Raw genomic sequence first — 18036 nt, 5'->3', positions numbered from 1 at the left:
ATATGATATAGAATAAATATTAATAAATTTGTAAGAAATGAAAAGAGTGAATTAACTGTGACATCTATGGAAATAAAACAATTTTAGTATTAGAATGGAATTATAGTTAAATTTTAAAATAAAGGTGGGATTTAGGTGTATAAAAATCAAATAGAAGAATATTTTCACAATCATAAGGATGAAATGTTAAATGACATATGTGATTTAATAAGAATAAGAAGTGATAGATCAGAGGCTAAAGAAGATATGCCTTTTGGAGAGGGTCCAGCAAAGGCTCTTAAGGCCGCTTTAGATTTAGCAGAAGGTATGGGGTTTAAAACTACAAATTATGATAACTATGTAGGAGCTATTGATTTTAATGATAAAGAAAAGCAATTAGATATTTTAGCCCATCTAGATGTAGTACCGGTTAGTGATGATTGGACAGTTACAAAACCTTTTGAGCCAATAATAAAAGATGGTAAATTATATGGAAGAGGTTCAGCTGATGACAAGGGACCAGCATTAGCAGCTTTATATGCTTTAAAAGCTGTTAAAGATTTAAATATACCTTTAAGTAAAAATGTTCGTCTTATATTAGGAACAGATGAGGAATGTGGAAGTTCTGATATAGCATATTACTATAAAAAAGAGAAAGAAGCACCTATGACTTTTTCACCTGATGCAGACTTTCCTGTTATAAATATTGAAAAAGGAGGACTACATAGTCCCTTTGAAAGTAAGTTTGAAGAAGATAACAATTTACCAAGAGTAGTTTCTATGACAAGTGGAGTTAAGGTTAATGTAGTTCCAGATACTGCAATTGCTGTTGTGGAAGGCTTTTCAGAAGAAGAAATAAATAAATATTGTATAGATGCAGCAAAAATTACAAATTTAAAATTCACCTTTGATAAAGATGGTGAAAGCTGGGTTATTAAGGCTAAGGGAGCAGGAGCACATGCATCTACTCCTGAAAATGGAAATAATGCTCTTACAGGAATGTTACAATTACTTACATCTATGCCATGCGCTAATAGTGAAGGATTTAAGAAGCTATGTGCTGTTAGTAAGTTATTCCCACATGGAGATTTTAAGGGAGAAGCTTGTGGTGTTAAGATGAGTGATGATTTATCTGGTGAGCTAACTATAACTTTAAATATATTTAAATATACTACTTCAGAGTTAAGCGGAACCTTTGATTGTAGAGCGCCAATTTGTGCAACTAATGAAAATGTGCGTGATGTTTTAAGAGACAATATGGCAAAGGATAATATAATCTTGTCTAGTGATGATATGTTCCCAGCTCATCATGTTGATGAAAACTCTGAGTTTATACAAACTCTTTTGAAATGTTATGAGGAATATAGTGGACAAAAGGGTGAATGTATAGCCATAGGAGGAGGTACCTATGTTCACCATATTAATAATGGAGTAGCTTTTGGATGTACAATGCCAGGTACTGATAATAATTTACATGGTGATGATGAGTTTGCAGTAGTAGAGGAACTTCTACTTAGTGCTAAAATATTTACTCAAGTAATTATTGATCTATGTAAATAATATTTTAATTTAATAAGCCTAGTTAGGATAAATATAATAATTTCATTTATCTTAGCTAGGCTATTTTATATTGAAAACCAATATCTATATTGACTAGACTACTAAGAAAAATAGTAAGCATTATTCTTATTTTAGAATAGATTTAGTTATGCCAATAACACAGGAAACCTCTGAAACCCGCATGAATAGAACAACTAGTTATATAGTTATATAGTTATATAGATTTATAGGTTTATATGCAAATAGTTTCCTATATAACTATTTATATAGGAAACTACTCGACTTAATAAGTTTTGGGTTGTAATGAACTCTAGTTTCATTCCTTTAAAAGTACCTGGGGGGGACAAATTTTAAAAGGGAATCTTATGAAGCTAGAGTATGTATAGATAATATTGTTTATACTACAACCTAGACTATACCAGGTTGTAGCAATTATATTATATGTCAAAGAAGGATGTATATTATCTTCTACCTTCGCATACAGTTGGACCTTCAATTAAAGTTGCAAAATTGTATTTATGAGTATGATCATCTTCTTCAGTAGTTGTTCCTTTTACAAAGTGAACATGTCTTCCATTTCCAACAGGAATAGCTGGACCGGTTGTATCAGAAATTTCATGAAAGTGATTATAAAAATCAGTGTTTGTTTCAAGTCTATGCACATGTGAATTTCCACTAGGAATAGCTTCTCCAGTTACACCAGCAAATCTATGATTATGAACAGAACAATCTGCACAAGCTAATTTTGTACTACCATTATATTCGTGTACATGTCTTTGATCTCTATGTCTAATGCATTCACTAGAAGGACTACTATTAGAATCAAAGTTAGAGCAACTATCGTTAGCATATTCATAATTACTATAATCAGAATAGCACTCGAAATTATCGGAGTATTCGAAATTATCATTATTATTAAATCTATTACTCATTTATTTCCCTCCAATGCCTTAGAGGCATACTACATATTATGATTATTCTAATATATTGGTGACACCTTTATCATGATTTTTAAAATTTATTTTATTAAAAGATATATTTTTCTTATAAAACCTTTTAGATAATATTTTAGAGTGAAATGTAGCATAATTAAGATATATATTTTATTTCATTAATACTTTTAAAGTTTGATTTAATTCCAATAGAATTAGACTTTAGTTAAGGGAGAGGAGGAGTAGATTTGAGTTCAATAATATATATACAGATTATAGGATTAATAATATTAATAATGCTATCTAGCTTTTTCTCTGCATCGGAAACTGCCTTAATGTCTATTAGCAAGATAAGAGTTAGACATATGGTAGAGGAAAACATAAAGGGTGCTAATAGAGTTAAGGAATTAACTGATAATCCTAGTAGCTTATTAGCATCAATTTTAGTTGGAAATAATATTGTAAATATAGCATCATCTTCTTTAGCAACGGTTTTAGCTATTAATCTTATTGGAAGTAGAGGTGTGGCTATAAGTACTATAATAATGACTATAATAGTACTTATTTTTGGTGAGATTACCCCGAAAACTTTAGCTTCACAAAATTCAGAGCAGGTATCACTAAGAGTTGCCAGTCCAATATTTATTGTAAGCAAGATATTTAAACCAATAGTTATCATAACCACTACAATATCAAGTTTCTTTATAAAATTACTTGGAGGGAAAAGTGATAGTAATAAACCATTTATAACAGAAGATGAATTAAAAACTATTGTAGATGTTAGTGAAGAAGAAGGTATATTAATGTCAGAAGAAAAGGATATGATTCACAATGTGTTTCAATTTGGAGACCTTTATGCAAAGGATGTTATGGTTCAAAGGGTAGATATAATAGCTTTAGATATAGAGGAAAGTTTAGATAAGATTATTTCAGTTATAAAGGAGGAGGGATTTTCAAGGATACCTATATATTCAGATACCATAGATAATATTGTAGGTATATTAAATGTTAAAGATATTATATTTATGGAATATACTAAAGATTTTAGTTTGAAAAATTATATGAGAGAAATAACTTATACCTACGAATTTAGAAAAGTTACAGAGCTTTTTAAAGATATGAATAAAAATAGGCAACACATGGTAGTAGTACTTGATGAATATGGTGGAACTGTCGGAATTGTAACAATTGAAGATTTAATAGAAGAAATAGTGGGAGACATAAGTGATGAATATGATGATGAAGAGCCTGAAATATATGTGGTAAAGGAAGATGAATATATAGTTGGTGGAAGTGTTAGAATAGAAGATATAAATGAGCTTATAGGAACAAAGATCGAATCTGAGGAGTTTGATTCCATAGGGGGATTTATAATAGGTCTACTAGGTAGGTTCCCTAATATAAATGAAGAAATAAATTATAGTAACTACAGATTTATAATTGAAGATATAGATAGGAATAGGATAAAGAAAATTAGAATATATACTTAGGTAGGAGTAAATAAAGAATAGATATTAATAAAATTTTACTAATATCTATCTTTTTATTTATGAAATTAATATTTTTTATTATACTAGATTGTTATAGAGCTAAACTAAGGGCTATAAGACCTTGTCCAACATAGTAACATAGCAGATTTAAGGCTGTCATGTAAGATGGCGACTTTTTATGAAAGTATATAAAACATAAAATTAAGTCAGATAAAAAGAAGAGGCATGCACCTATAATCACAAGTACAGTACTTAAAAAATTTTCATGGATTAAGGGAGTTAATGATAGTGCTCTTGTAACCATAAAACTAATTATAATTGAATAAGTAACAACTAGTTTATAGGCTCCCTTAAAATCAAAGCCTTTTATTAGATTTAAAAATAGAATAGAGATTATTGAAATTAGTATAAATAATAGAACATGCCAAATTAGCACAGGTGTAAGAGTAGCAAAGGCTAAAGAAAAGAATATATGTGCAATAGAAAAACTAATTAATCCATATACAAACATTTTACTAACTTCATTCAATTTAGTATTATTAAAGGCAAGAAATATATCCCCGATCAAAGACATTATTAATGCTAAAAGTACAAAGATGAAATATTGTGGATTGGAATCAAAGGTTTTATATCCACATATACATACAGAGATAAATAGTAAGCTGGTAATAGTTTTAACAATAGGCATTTTATATCCTTGAGGATGATAATTAAAGTATATTAGAAATCCTAGTGATATTAGCATGAATATAAAAAATACAAGTGATAACATACTTAACCCTCCTTTTAATAATAGTGTTAAAGTAATTATAGCATATGTTACATATAAGTAAAACAATGGAAATGAGAATATTTTATTAATAGACATATATTATTTAATAAAAATATATTGATTTTTTATAAATAATGCTTTAACATTAAATTACATAGATTTCGAAAATGAAAGAGAGGTATTTTTGTGAGTGTCTAGTATCTAAAATAGTAATTAAATATTAATCTTAAAAATTAGGGTAGTATATACCTTTGTTTGTTGTGGGATTAATTAAAACTATTAAAGATACAAGTCCACGAAATTTACCTTAGGATAGCTATAGCTATAGCTATCTCTGTTAATGGCAAGTTTAAAGCGGTGGGAGTATCCATGGCTTTTTTTATTTTGGAAATCTATGAAGGATTTCATGGACTTAATAATAAGTAAAGGAATCGTGAGAATGAATATTAGTACATTGGAAAAATTACATTATAATAAAATAAAGGAAATTATAAAGTCTTATTGTGTAAGTGGGTTAGGAAGAGAGCTATTAGATAAACTTCAGCCTAGTAATAATATTAAACAAGTGAAAAGAATGTTAGAGGAAACATCTGAAGGAAGAAATCTTATAGATGCTTCTTATCACATGCCTTTAAAGGGAATATTTAATATTGCCCCTTTGATAGATAAGATTGAAAAAGGCTCAGTGCTTGAACCATCAGAGCTAACGACGATAGATAATTTTTTGCGTGGATGCAGAAAGGTTAAAATCTTTATAGAAGATAAAGAAGGATATGCACCAACTTTAAGTGCTTATGGTAAAAGTATAACAGAATTAGAATATATTGAAGAGGAAATAGAAACTTCAATTAAAGGAAGCATAGTGGATTCTAATGCTAGTAAAGAACTTAAGAAAATTAGACGACATATAGAAAGCTGTGAAGAAAAGATAAAAGAAAGGTTAGATAAATTTATAAGAAGTAGTGCTAATAAAGAATATATTCAAGAATTTTTTATAAGTCAAAGGAATGGCAGGTATACAATTCCTATAAAGGCTTCCTATAAGAATCAAGTTCAAGGATCCATAGTAGAAGTGTCTTCTAAGGGTAATACTGTATTTATAGAGCCAAGTTCTGTATCAAAGTATACTACAGAGTTAACTACACTAAAATCAGAAGAGTCTATGGAAGAATATAGAATACTTGCAACTTTAACTGATATGATATTTGAGAGAATTAAAGAGCTAAAGATAAATATAGAAGTCATTGCAGAATATGATATGATTCTAGCAAAAGCAAAATATAGTAAAGATATAGATGGAATACAGCCTATTCTAAATAATCATGGATATATAAATATAATTAAGGGTAGATATCCATTAATTAAAAATGCCGTTCCACTAGATTTTAATATAGGAAATGACTATAGAACCTTGATTATAACTGGACCTAATGCAGGGGGTAAGACGGTGGTGTTAAAGACTGTGGGACTGCTTACATTAGCTACACAAAGTGGATTTCATATAGGGGCTGAGTCAGGAAGCGAGATAGCTATATTTGAGAAAATATTTGTGGATATTGGAGATGACCAAAGTGTGGAAAATGCTTTAAGTACATTTTCATCTCATGTTAAAAATCTTAGTGGAATTTTAAAAGAGAGTAATAAAAATACACTTCTTCTCTTAGATGAGATAGGAAGTGGTACAGAACCTAATGAAGGAGCAGCACTTGCTATTGCGATATTAGAGGAGTTTTATCATAAAGGATGCATTACCATAGCATCTACTCATTATGGAGAGATTAAAAACTTTTCTCAAAATCATCCTGATTTTGAAAATGCAGCCATGGAGTTCCAAAGAGAGACCTTAGATCCACTATATAAGCTTTCTATTGGGAAGAGTGGAAATAGTAATGCTCTTTATATTTCTAAGAAAATGGGTATAGCTGATAGAATAATAGAGAGAACAAAAAAATATATTGAAACTAAAAGTTATAACTATGAATTACTAAGGGATAGCAAGATTACTAAAGATAAAGAAGTTGATAATTATAGTGAAGAATCCTATAACTATGAAAAAGGTGATAGAGTTATTGTTCTAGATAAGAAGTTACCAGGGGTTGTGTATAAAGAAAAAGATGAATTTAATAATGTAATTGTATTTTTAGATGGTGAATTTATTGAAGTGAATTATAAGAGGTTAAAGTTAGAGGTTAGTGCTACAGAGTTATATCCTGAAGGTTATGACTTAAATCAGATTTTTATAGCTTATAAGGAAAGAAAGTTAGAACATGATATAGAAAGAGGTTCTAAAAAAGCACTTAAAAAAAATTAAAAAGGAATCCCAAAAGGGAATTATAAATAATAGCTAGTATTAATATAGGTATATAATAAATGACGGAGGATATCCTTCGCCATTTATTATAAGATTTTAATGTAGGTATTAACGTATTTAATTATTTTTAGATAAAGCCTTAATTTTTTATAATATGGGTTTCTATAATTTGAAGTTCTTTAATCAATTCTTGTCTAACAAAACCTTTTGTGTTTACTGAGTCAGAAGTTATAACTCGCACCTCGTACCACAAGGTTTCTAAAGCTTCAACTGCATCAAGAATTGCTACCCTTGAGTTAGATGGTATGGAGCGGAGTATAGGACTATTACTGAGAGGTGAGATATAAAGAGAGCACCTCTTTATTGTTTCGCCAGTATTAAATCTAATAGGCCTAGAGTAAACTTTTAGAGTTTCATTGGGCTTATTAATAGTGTTTAATTGAGATGTTAAACTATTATTTTGTTTTGTTAGAACTCTTACTTGAATATTTTGTTTGTTATATTTATCATTTAAAAGATAATATAAAATTCCTAATCCACCAGAGGTAAGAAGTAGGACATAAATGAAAAAAGTTTTTATCACGAATGTACCTCCATAAAAGAGCTTGGTAGTATAAATATATTCCTTTTATTTATGAAATAGACTTAGTAAAATTAATATGTAATATTAATAAAACTAGTAAAAGTTTAGTGATATAATTCTATGTGAGGAGTTGATGAATAAATGGCTAATACTAAAACTAATGTGATGAGGATACTAGATAATAGTAATATAAATTATAATATATATACATATGAGGTTAAGGATAGTGCTGTAGATGGAATATCAGTAGCTAACAAACTAGGAGTAGCAGTAGAAAAGGTATTTAAAACTCTTGTTACAAAAGGCCATGGTGGAGATTTTTATGTATTTGTAGTTCCTGTAGCAAAGGAACTGAATCTTAAGGCGGCAGCAAAGCGTGTAGGAGAAAAGTCGGTGGAAATGATAAAAGTTAGTGATATGCTTAAGATAACGGGATATATTAGAGGAGGATGCTCGCCTATAGGTATGAAGAAAAATTATAATACTGTAATTGATGATTCATCCATGAATTTAGATAAAATCATTGTAAGTGGTGGTAAAATTGGATTTCAAGTAGAAATAGCACCAAAGGATTTAATTCAGCTGATAAATGCTGAAACTGGCCCTATTGTGAATTAAAATATACATAAAAGAAATAAAGGTTGTCCTAGAAGATAATTTAATTCTTACTAAGACTACCTTTAATTATTATATAGATAAAGAAAAACTAATATAATCTAATATAAAATCGTCAGCTAAAGCTTTCATGTCATTGTGCTGCTCTAAGGAATGTTCATCATATACGCCTATAACCTTCATACCAGCTTTTTTAGCACCTTGTACGGCTGGAAGTAAGTCTTCAAAAACCATGCACTTATCTGGAGAAACGCCTAATTTATTGGCTGTTAGAAGATATACATCTGGAAAATCTTTTCCCCTTTTTACCTCATTAGTTAAGGTTATTGTATCAAAATATTCATATATTCCATTAGCTTTTAAGCAAGCTTCTAAAAGCAAAGTGTTATTGCTGGTAGCCAATGCAATTTTTATATTATTTTCTTTAAGTAAGTTAAAAAATTCTTTAACACCAGGTTTTAGTTTCACTTTATTACAGTAAGCTTCATAAGCCATGTCATTCCAATGCTCTTTAATTTCTTCTAAGGTATAGGGCAAATTAAAGGAATTCTTAAAGTAAATAGCTACTTCATTAAAGCTAAGATGAGCAATGTCATTATTTAATGATGGAGGCACATCTAAATTATGTTTAGCTAGGTATTCCGTATCGATTTTATTCCATACCCACATAGAATCAACTATAGTACCATCCATATCAAAAATTGCAGCATCTATATTTTTAAACATATATTATCACCCCCGCATATTAACATAACAAATAAAACTTTTAATGTAAAGTGTAATGAATGGAATACGGAAACTATCTCTTACTACTGGTAAAAAGTAATAAAAAAGAATGTAATAAAATTAAAAACATATAATGTATTAGTAAAATATAAGGGGGAAAACTATGGATCTCTTAGGTAAGTTTTGGGGTATTATTTCGGTAATATTTACTTTAGGAGCGTTGTCAAGAGTAGTATCTTTAGGGTTTTATAATAAGTTTATTAGAGGGTTATCAAAGAAAAAACATAAAGGCATAATAAATAAAACTATTAACATAAATAGTATTTTAGAAGAAAACCATGGTGTATTTGGAGTGGGGGCATTTATTTCTTCTATAATTCATATGTTGATAATGAATCATAAGGAAAGTTTTTCTTTTTGGGGAATTGCAACCTTTGTGTGTGTTTTAATAATGGTAGCTACTGGAATTATAAATAAATTTATTTATAGAGATAAGAGGGGCAAAATAAGAAAGTTTCATACTACTATAATATTAATATATATTGTTTCTTTAGTAATGCATATAATTTTCACCAAATGATATATTGTTCAAGAAAAGCTGTTAATAGGTGTAATAAAAAAAGATAGCGTTATTGTAACAGATTTAAGGTTTAGTTACAAAACACTATCTTCCTATAGTAAATAAAAACATATATTGTAAAATAAAAAGGAACATGACATTCATGTTCCTTTTGGTCGGGGTGACAGGGATTGAACCTGCGACCTCATGGTCCCAAACCACGCGCGCTCCCATCTGCGCCACACCCCGCCGACAAAAATTATTATATGATATATTTAATAGGTTGTCAACATATTTTATGCAAAAAGTTTTGCTATATTATATATTATTTTTAAAAGGCCAATAAAAGGTATTATAAAACCAGTATATTGTAAATAATAAAAGATGTTACCGAACGTAAAAAGTTTAATATATATATTTACATAATATTATTGTCATTAAAAAAAGGAGGAGTACAAAAGATGAAGGAATATAGGTTTAGTGAGGCTTCTAAAAGATATATGAGAAAGCAATTGTCTAATAGTATACTTTTATCGAGTCTTTTACTGATAATTACAATAGGATTATTTATAAGGAACAATCTTTTTTATGGGAGATTTTTATTAGTGTTTTTTATAGTAGGACTAATAGTTACAGGTCTTGTTACTAAAAAAGTAAGAAGCATTGATGAGCTTAAATATATAAAAGTATATAAAGATAAATTTTGTATAAATAACAATATGAATGAAAAACCAAAAACTCTTTATTTTAGAGATGTAAATAAAGCAATGAGGGATAATAAAGGGATTATATTTTATGTGGGGAAAAGAGATTATAGAATATTATCTAGTTTTTTAGAGCAAAGTGAAGTTGATGAACTTTGGAAGAAGTTTTCCAGGTATAAATAGATATATTTACTATAATTAAATTCTATAGATTGGATTATGAGCATAGGTATATATTATTCTTAAATTAAGGGGGAGCATGAATGAATAAAATGAATCTTGCTACTTTAGGAGTAATTATATTAGTTATTTTGGGATTAGTGTGGATTATATGCTTTGATAATATTGATAATAGTAGCCATGAAATAATTAATAAAGAAAGAGAAATTATAAATTATGATGAGATAAAGGGAATTTGGTTATCTTATTTAGATTTATCAGCTATGCTTAAGGGGAAAAATGAGAATGAATTTAGAAAAAATATATCACAAGCAATAGAAAATGTAGAAGCTATGGGATTGAATACTTTAATTGTACAGGTAAGACCTTTTTCTGATGCCTTATACAAATCTAAATATTATCCATGGTCTATATATTGTTCTGGTATAGAAGGTAATGCTCCGGGCTATGATCCTCTTCAAGTTATTATAGAGGAAGCGCATTTAAGAAATATAAGAGTGGAGGCTTGGATTAATCCCTATAGAGTTAGAAGTGATAGTGTTAAGTTGCCACTGTCTTCGGAGAATCCTGCTAGCAAATGGATAAAGGATGGTAGTGATAATATAATAAAATGTAATGGTGGAATATATTATAATCCTGGCAAAGAAGAAGTTAGGCAACTTATAGTGAATGGAGTAAAAGAAATAGTGGAGAACTATGAAGTTGATGGAATACATTTTGATGATTATTTTTATCCATCTAGTGATGTGTCTATAGATAGTAAAGCTTATGGCGAGTATACAAGTTCAGGAGGAGATTTAGATTTAGAGAGTTGGAGACGTGAAAATGTTAATATTCTCGTAAGGCAGATTTATTCAATTGTTAAAGAGATAAGCCCAGAGGTAGTCTTTGGAATAAGTCCACAAGGCTCTATGGATAATAACTATAATAGCCAATTTATTGATGTGAAGAAGTGGGTTCAAAACCCTGGATACATTGATTATATTTGCCCACAAATATATTATGGCTTTTTAAATGATAATAGCAATTTTCAACAAGTTATTGAAGAGTTTGATAGTCTTGTTACTGAATCTACAGTAAATTTATATATAGGTTTATCTGTATATAAAGTAGGTAGTGAAGATACTTGGGCAGGTAATGGAAAGGATGAGTGGAGAAATAGTACAGATATATTAAAAAGACAGGTACAAGCTTCAAGAAAGTTAAAAAAGTACAAAGGAATATTATTATTTAGATATGACTCTTTGTTTAATCCATCATCAAATGTAAAAAGTCAGATACAACAGGAGAGAGAAAATTTAAAATCTTTATTTAAGTAAAAAAAGAAAGGGGTGACTATTTATAAGTCACCTCTATAGTTTTCTCTATACTTCCTATGCCACCAACTTTTATTAAATAGTCATTATGAATAGCTTCACCCGTGCAGATAATTTCACTTGGATTATTCATGTAATAACCTTGTTCGCAACATATGGTTAGTTTATCTTTAAAATCAAGTATGTTATGTTTCATTATATACGCGCATAATGCGCCATTAGATGTGCCAGTAGCACTTTCTTCATCGATACCTACACTAGGACCGAAGTTTCTAGTTGCAACAGTGCTTTTAGAATTTTCAGTTTCTAAAGAGAAGGCATGAAGACCTACTAAATTTAAGTTATCTGTGTATTCTTTTAGGCCTTGAAAATCTGGATTTATTCTTTTTAGAGCATTTAGAGATTTAACTGGGAACATTATATCTTTAAGCCCTGTAGAAATTATCATAGGTTTTAATGTATGACCTTGGATTCCAGCATCTTCTACGGTTATTCCTAATATATCACAAAGTTCTTTTACATCATCAATATATGAGTAGAACTTAGGATTAGTTTGAGTCATAAGCACATAGGCAATTTTTTCATTATCAAAATAAATTTCTATATCTAAAATACCGGCAAGAGTTTTTTGTTTTAATTTTACTGGACTTGTACTTGGTTTGATAAGGCCTAACTTAGCTAAGGTATAGAAAGTGGCGATGGTAGCATGACCACATAAATCAACTTCTGTTGAAGGGGTAAAAAATCTAACCTCATAGTCATAATCATCACATTTTGATTTTATCACAAAGGCAGTTTCGGAAAGGTTTACTTCTTTTGCGATAGCTGCCATGTCATTAGAGGATAAGTCATCACAATCAATAACTACACCAGCCTTGTTTCCACCCATATCATTGTGAGTAAAGGCATTAACTATGTACACAGTTTTATTAAAGTTTGATTTCATTTTGTCACCTCGTTTATATATTAAAAATATAGCTATCTTAATTAAAGGATAGCTATATTAATTGGTATAAGATAAAATTAATTAGCTAGATACATTTCACCAACAACATTTATATCTCCAGCACCTACGGTAATAATAAGATCACCATCTTTGGCCTTTGATTTTAAGTGATTAACTATTTCTTCAAAGCTATGATAGTTTATTGCATCAACTCCTGTAAGTCTTATAGCATCGCCTAACTTTACTGAGTTAACAATTCCAGTATCTTTTTCACGAGCAGCGTATATATCTGCTAATAATAAATGCTTTACTCCATTGAAGGTTCTTACAAAGTCATCAAAAAGAGTTATAGTTCGAGTGTAGGTATGAGGTTGAAATACCACATATAAATCTTTATGAGGATAATTTTTACAAGCACTAAGAGTAGCTTGAATTTCTGTTGGATGATGAGCATAGTCATCTATTACAGTAACACCATTTTTAGAACCCTTAAATTCAAATCTTCTATGAGTTCCTCCAAAATTAGATAATCCTTTAATTATAGATTCATTAGAAATGTTAAGAGCTAAGGATGTACATATAGCAGCTAAAGAGTTAAGCACATTATGTTCTCCAGGCACATTTAAGGATATAGAAAATAACTTATGGTCATTTCTATATAAATCATAAGAACCACAACCAAGAGAATTATAAGTTATATTTTTAGCTTTATACTCACCATTATTTATTCCGTAAGTCATTATAGTACATTTATGATTATTTAATATATCAGAAACGTTACTATCATCACTATTGCATACAAGGAATCCATCCTCTGGTATGATATCTATAAATTTATTAAAAGTATCTTTTATGTGATTTATATCCTTATAAAAATCTAAATGATCTGCATCTACATTTAATATAATTCCTATATAAGGATGAAATTTTAAGAAAGATCCTTTATACTCACAAGCTTCAGTAACAAAGTAATCACTATTTCCAGCAAGAACATTACCCTCTATAACATCTAATTCTCCACCTACTAATATGGTAGGATCCACTTGTTCTTCAATTACAATGTGGGCAAGCATTGAAGTTGTGGTTGTTTTACCATGAGTACCAGAAACAGCCACATTATATTTATGGCCAAGCATAATTCTGCCTAAGAATTCAGCTCTATCCATCATAGGAAGATTTAGTTCAAGTGCTTTTTGAAACTCAGGATTATCCTCACTGATAGCAGCAGTGTATACTACTAAATCTGAATCCTGTATGTTATCTGCACTGTGTCCCATATATATATTTGCACCTTTATTTCTAAGTTTTTCAACCATATTTGAATTTTTCATATCTGAACCAGATACAGTATATCCGTTTTTAAGTAGAATCTCAGCAAGACCACTCATACTAATGCCACCAATACCAATAAAGTGAACTTTTTTATTTTTATCTTGTAAAAAATCAAAACTCATATAATAACAACTCCTATATAAAATATAATACTACATTCATGAATTTGTATATTAAAACATAGTTATAGATCAACCTAATAACCATTGTATGTGTATAAAAATAAATGAATACCTAATATAAATTATATACAAAAATCTATATAAAAAACACATATATTTTAGAAAGCTTCGTAATTTATATATCTATAGGATAAATGAATGAAAATATCCCTAAAATTTAAAAGAAAATTCAGAAAAAGGCTTTTCAGATAGAAATAAATATGTTAAAATAAAAACAAAGTTAGAGATGGTTTTTAAGTATAATAACTAATTATATTTATTAAGTATCTAAGTGGAAATAATAGATGTTTTCTAAGTGTATTTATATTTAATATCAATTACAATAACTACTAGGTCATAAGGCTAGTAGAAATTTTCTGGAGGAGTGTGTTAAAATGTTAACAATTGGTCTGAGAGAATATGTAAATTGGCAACTGAATATTAATGGTGAAGAAGAGGATAAAATGCTCAATACTTGTGAAGAGAATGATATCATGGGTATGGAGTTTGAATATTTATTGTGGCAATTTAGCTTGTAAATTGCCAAATCTATTTTAAAGTCCCTATAATAATCGTAAAAAAGTCCTTAGCTTAGACTAAGGACTTTTTTATTATGTAATTATGTTAAAAAGTTGTGCTGTAAGTTTTGTAATTTACAAAGAGTATTAACAATGGAGAAGATGATTACTCCAGCTAAGTTAGAAGTGATATTATCTTTATCAAATCTAGGGGCCACTTCACATATATCAAAGGTTATAACTCTATTTGATTTTAAAATATGTTTAAGTAGTTTTATAACTATTTCAGGATTTAAACCTAAGGTTTGTGTAGAACTAACCCCTGGTGCAAAAGAGGCAGAAAATACGTCTGAGCAAATAGTTACATATATATAATCTTGGTTTCTCATAAAGGCATTTAATTCTCTTAAAAGTTGCCAACCATCACTATATAGGATGTCTTTCGCAAGGGTGTATTGAACACCTAATTTTTTGGCGGTTTTAAATAGATCCACTGTATTGCTGTGTTGTTGTATCCCAATACAGAAATAGGAGAAATTCATGTTTTTATCATGACAAATATCAGAGATTTGTTTAAACATAGTTCCAGAACTTCCCTCGTTATTATATGGTCTAAGATCGAAGTGAGCATCAAAATTTATAATTCCGATTCGAGGTTTACAAGATATTTTATCCAGATGAGATAGAGCCCCATTATAGTTCCCAAAGGCTGTCTCATGTCCTCCTCCTAGAACTATAGGAAAAATATTCAGATCTAGTAACTTAGACACGCAGTCGCTTAAAAGCTTTTGCCCTTCAGCAAGAGAAATGTCCTCAACTATGATATCTCCGGCATCAAAAATTTTTACCGATTGATTAAAAGTACAAGGTAGATTTGAAAGCTCTTTTCTGATGGATATAGGACCATTCATGGCACCTATACGACCTTTATTTTTTTTTACACCTTCATGGCAACAAAAGCCTAAAAGTGCAAAGTTTAGTCCATCAAGAGGCTCAAGATCATCTCTTCGAAGATCAAGAGGTGTTATCCATTGATGCCATCTAAAAGCATCAAAATTATCGTCACTGTCTATTCTTCCTTGCCATAAGTTTTCGTTCATAGGTTCATAGTTTTTGATAAACATAAAATCACCCCACAAGTAACTTCTTAGTAGTATTATACGTTTTCAGTATAAGTCAAAGGAGAGATATTATCAATGTTATATGTAAAATAGTAGTTATATTTTATTTGTTTTTGAATATACATATTTAAAGATAAAGAGATATGCAGTGAATTAAAAGTTATTGATAATAATTTTTAGTAATGAAATAAAAATAATATTGACAATTGAACGTATGTTCGATATCATATAAATATGAGAACAGATATGGGGGTTAAAAAATGGGAAACAAAGATTTATTCATTGAGTTAAAGTATAAGGCAGATGGGCAAGGACTTGAAGGTATAAATTTTTTAGAAGATGATAAAGAAATATGTGGTCAGAAATATATGCTTTGTGGTGGAGTTTTAAATAAGAATGGAGGCAAACTTTTATTTAAAGCTAGAAATATACAAGAAGCTAATGAATTTACTAAAAGGAATCCTTTGACTTCGAAAATAGTGGTATGTAGCTGATAGATATTATAAATAATACTGAAATTAAAGGCTATTTCAAAATGAAGATTTATTTAATCTTTATTTTGAAGTAGCTCTTTTTATTTACAATGAAGATATTTTTCTCTGATTAATCTGTGATTAACATAAAAGATGAATTTATATTGTTTTAAATAGTATATTAAAGAAAATAAAAAAAGTAATTGTAATATAGTAATAAAACAGATAGAATAAAGGTGAATAATAAAGGCAAAAATAAAGATAAAATTCGGAAAGGTATAGTTTGTATGGAGAAAATTAAGCATAAATTTAATAGAAACCAAAGGGTTATTGGTATAACAAAAGTTTTAACAGAAAATCCTAATAAGGTTATAACTTTAAATTTATTTACAGAGAAATTTAATGCAGCAAAATCTACTATTAGTGAAGATATAGTTATAGTTAGAGAAGTAATAGAAGGTTTATCCATGGGAAAGATAGAAACAGTAGCAGGTGCTGCAGGTGGAATAAGATTTATAAATGAAAAATCAAATGAAGATAGAAAACAGTTTTTAGAAGATTTGTGTGAAGCACTAAGACAGCAATCTAGAGTTGTTCCGGGTAATTTTCTATATATAACAGATATAGCATATAATCCAAGTATTATTCAAAATTCAGCAATAATATTAGCTAGTAAATTTAAAGATATGAACGTGGATTATGTAGTTACAATAGAAACTAAAGGTATTCCATTAGGTTATGAGGTTGCAAAACAATTAGGAGTTCAGCTTGTTACAGTACGCCATGATACTAAGTATACAGAAGGTACTACAGTAAGCATAAATTATGCTTCTGGTTCAAGTAATAGACTTCAAACTATGACATTATCAACAAAGTCTATGAAGAGAAGTAGTAGATGTGTATTTGTAGATGACTTTATGAGAGGTGGAGGAACTGCAAAGGGAATTAAAGAGCTTTTAAGTGAATTTGATAGTGAATTATTGGGTAGTGGTTTTTTAATAGATAATGTAGAAGTTAAGGATAAGCTGGTAGATGATTATATTTCATTAGTAAATTTTTATGGTATTGGAGAAGATGGAATTGCGATTGTTAGTCCATCTAGTGAAAAAAACGAATAAGTTACAAAAAATATGGAAAATGTTTCGACAAATAGAAGGATTTACAATGCATTAGTAGAATAATACATGAAAGCACATCTTGGAGGTGGAATTTCATGATAATTACAGACGTTAGAATTAGAAAAATTACCACAGAAGGAAAAATGAAAGCTATAGTATCTATAACTTTAGATAATGAATTCGTGGTTCATGACATCAAGATAATTGAGGGTCAAAGTGGTAATTTTATAGCTATGCCTAGTAGAAGAACTCCTGACGGAGAATTTAAGGATATAGCTCATCCAATTAATACAGAAACAAGAGAGAAAATTCAAAAATCTATACTTGACGAGTATGAGAAAGTAAAAAATGAAGAGCAAGTAGAAGATGAAATAGTCTAATTATAAAAAGGAGCGTAGCACTCCTTTTTATTTTGTGTATCGTTAATAGTATATCGTTAATATATATTTTCATCCGATGACTATTAGCTCTAATACTCCCATCTTCTTTAAAGTGGGAGTAAAGAGCTGATATGTCCCTGGATAACGATTTCTAACCTTCAGAGGGAGTGAAACTCCCCCTGAAGCAAAGAACTCTGTTAATGTAAAAAATATACTTTGGTTGAAAAAGTGTAACAGTTTCAATATAATAGTATAGAAGT

At 29.2% G+C, this 18036-nt stretch carries 18 protein-coding genes and 1 tRNA gene; 11 read left to right on the top strand and 8 right to left on the bottom strand.

Features of this window, described 5'->3' with window-relative positions:
- The first annotated feature begins 135 nt into the window (after positions 1 to 135).
- Positions 136 to 1539, top strand: coding sequence for a dipeptidase PepV (gene pepV, locus IO99_RS08860; protein WP_035132544.1), 1404 nt, complete (start codon positions 136 to 138; stop codon positions 1537 to 1539).
- A 461-nt stretch (positions 1540 to 2000) separates the two neighbouring features.
- On the opposite strand, the gene IO99_RS08855 is transcribed toward pepV, so the two are convergent.
- Positions 2001 to 2333 (bottom strand): YmaF family protein, encoded by a 333-nt coding sequence (locus IO99_RS08855; RefSeq protein WP_035132553.1) that lies wholly within the window; start codon positions 2331 to 2333, stop codon positions 2001 to 2003.
- Between the two features lie 386 nt (positions 2334 to 2719).
- Between IO99_RS08855 and IO99_RS08850 the strand changes: the two genes are divergently transcribed.
- Positions 2720 to 3961: an HlyC/CorC family transporter gene (locus IO99_RS08850; protein WP_035132543.1), complete on the top strand. Its 1242-nt coding sequence runs from the start codon at positions 2720 to 2722 to the stop codon at positions 3959 to 3961.
- 91 nt (positions 3962 to 4052) lie between these two features.
- Here IO99_RS08850 and IO99_RS08845 read toward each other — a convergent pair whose 3' ends face one another.
- On the bottom strand, positions 4053 to 4733 hold the full coding sequence (locus tag IO99_RS08845; protein ID WP_035132541.1) for a lysoplasmalogenase: 681 nt from the start codon (positions 4731 to 4733) through the stop codon (positions 4053 to 4055).
- Between the two features lie 439 nt (positions 4734 to 5172).
- Here IO99_RS08845 and IO99_RS08840 point away from each other — a divergent pair, with 439 nt between their 5' ends.
- Positions 5173 to 7044: an endonuclease MutS2 gene (locus IO99_RS08840; RefSeq protein ID WP_035132552.1), complete on the top strand. Its 1872-nt coding sequence runs from the start codon at positions 5173 to 5175 to the stop codon at positions 7042 to 7044.
- Positions 7045 to 7183: 139 nt separating this feature from the next.
- Here the strand turns inward: IO99_RS08840 and IO99_RS08835 are convergent, their stop codons facing one another.
- Entirely contained in the window at positions 7184 to 7627 is a 444-nt protein-coding gene (locus IO99_RS08835; protein ID WP_035132539.1) for a hypothetical protein, read from the bottom strand.
- 141 nt (positions 7628 to 7768) lie between these two features.
- On the opposite strand from IO99_RS08835, the gene ybaK reads away from it, so the two are divergent.
- Complete coding sequence (gene ybaK / locus IO99_RS08830; protein WP_035132537.1) at positions 7769 to 8245, top strand: Cys-tRNA(Pro) deacylase; 477 nt, start codon at positions 7769 to 7771, stop codon at positions 8243 to 8245.
- 69 nt (positions 8246 to 8314) lie between these two features.
- Here ybaK and IO99_RS08825 read toward each other — a convergent pair whose 3' ends face one another.
- The gene (locus tag IO99_RS08825) at positions 8315 to 8968 is read right to left on the bottom strand and encodes an HAD family hydrolase (RefSeq protein WP_035132535.1); all 654 of its coding nucleotides are present in this window, start codon (positions 8966 to 8968) and stop codon (positions 8315 to 8317) included.
- A 163-nt stretch (positions 8969 to 9131) separates the two neighbouring features.
- On the opposite strand from IO99_RS08825, the gene IO99_RS08820 reads away from it, so the two are divergent.
- On the top strand, positions 9132 to 9548 hold the full coding sequence (locus tag IO99_RS08820) for a hypothetical protein (protein ID WP_035132533.1): 417 nt from the start codon (positions 9132 to 9134) through the stop codon (positions 9546 to 9548).
- Between the two features lie 152 nt (positions 9549 to 9700).
- Here IO99_RS08820 and IO99_RS08815 read toward each other — a convergent pair.
- Positions 9701 to 9776, bottom strand: a tRNA-Pro gene (locus IO99_RS08815).
- A gap of 212 nt (positions 9777 to 9988) precedes the next feature.
- Between IO99_RS08815 and IO99_RS08810 the strand changes: the two genes are divergently transcribed.
- Both IO99_RS08810 and IO99_RS08805 read left to right on the top strand, forming a co-directional pair.
- The gene (locus tag IO99_RS08810) at positions 9989 to 10414 is read left to right on the top strand and encodes a hypothetical protein (RefSeq protein ID WP_035132531.1); all 426 of its coding nucleotides are present in this window, start codon (positions 9989 to 9991) and stop codon (positions 10412 to 10414) included.
- Between the two features lie 80 nt (positions 10415 to 10494).
- A complete protein-coding gene (locus IO99_RS08805; RefSeq protein WP_051824015.1) occupies positions 10495 to 11730 on the top strand; it encodes a glycoside hydrolase family 10-like protein in 1236 nt (411 codons plus the stop codon).
- A 16-nt stretch (positions 11731 to 11746) separates the two neighbouring features.
- Here the strand turns inward: IO99_RS08805 and IO99_RS08800 are convergent, their stop codons facing one another.
- The gene (locus IO99_RS08800) at positions 11747 to 12673 is read right to left on the bottom strand and encodes a PhzF family phenazine biosynthesis protein (protein WP_035132529.1); all 927 of its coding nucleotides are present in this window, start codon (positions 12671 to 12673) and stop codon (positions 11747 to 11749) included.
- Positions 12674 to 12750: 77 nt separating this feature from the next.
- A complete protein-coding gene (murC, locus tag IO99_RS08795) occupies positions 12751 to 14127 on the bottom strand; it encodes a UDP-N-acetylmuramate--L-alanine ligase (protein WP_035132527.1) in 1377 nt (458 codons plus the stop codon).
- A gap of 434 nt (positions 14128 to 14561) precedes the next feature.
- On the opposite strand from murC, the gene IO99_RS19050 reads away from it, so the two are divergent.
- Positions 14562 to 14705 carry a hypothetical protein gene (locus IO99_RS19050; RefSeq protein ID WP_156964321.1) on the top strand — a complete coding sequence of 48 codons (144 nt, stop codon included), beginning with the start codon at positions 14562 to 14564 and terminating at the stop codon, positions 14703 to 14705.
- A gap of 80 nt (positions 14706 to 14785) precedes the next feature.
- Here IO99_RS19050 and hutG read toward each other — a convergent pair whose 3' ends face one another.
- Positions 14786 to 15808, bottom strand: a complete 1023-nt coding sequence (hutG, locus tag IO99_RS08790; protein ID WP_035132525.1) for a formimidoylglutamase — start codon at positions 15806 to 15808, stop codon at positions 14786 to 14788.
- Between the two features lie 257 nt (positions 15809 to 16065).
- Between hutG and IO99_RS08785 the strand changes: the two genes are divergently transcribed.
- From IO99_RS08785 to spoVG, 3 genes are all read left to right on the top strand, one after another.
- Positions 16066 to 16299, top strand: coding sequence for a hypothetical protein (locus IO99_RS08785; RefSeq protein WP_035132522.1), 234 nt, complete (start codon positions 16066 to 16068; stop codon positions 16297 to 16299).
- Positions 16300 to 16565: 266 nt separating this feature from the next.
- Positions 16566 to 17396, top strand: coding sequence for a pur operon repressor (gene purR / locus IO99_RS08780; protein WP_035132520.1), 831 nt, complete (start codon positions 16566 to 16568; stop codon positions 17394 to 17396).
- 95 nt (positions 17397 to 17491) lie between these two features.
- The gene (gene spoVG / locus IO99_RS08775; protein ID WP_035132518.1) at positions 17492 to 17776 is read left to right on the top strand and encodes a septation regulator SpoVG; all 285 of its coding nucleotides are present in this window, start codon (positions 17492 to 17494) and stop codon (positions 17774 to 17776) included.
- The last annotated feature ends 260 nt before the right edge of the window (positions 17777 to 18036 follow it).

The organism is Clostridium sulfidigenes (assembly GCF_000732635.1).
GTDB lineage: Bacteria > Bacillota > Clostridia > Clostridiales > Clostridiaceae > Clostridium_J > Clostridium_J sulfidigenes.
The sequence above is the reverse complement of the archived record's forward strand: the minus strand, read 5'-3'. Positions and strand labels throughout refer to the sequence as shown.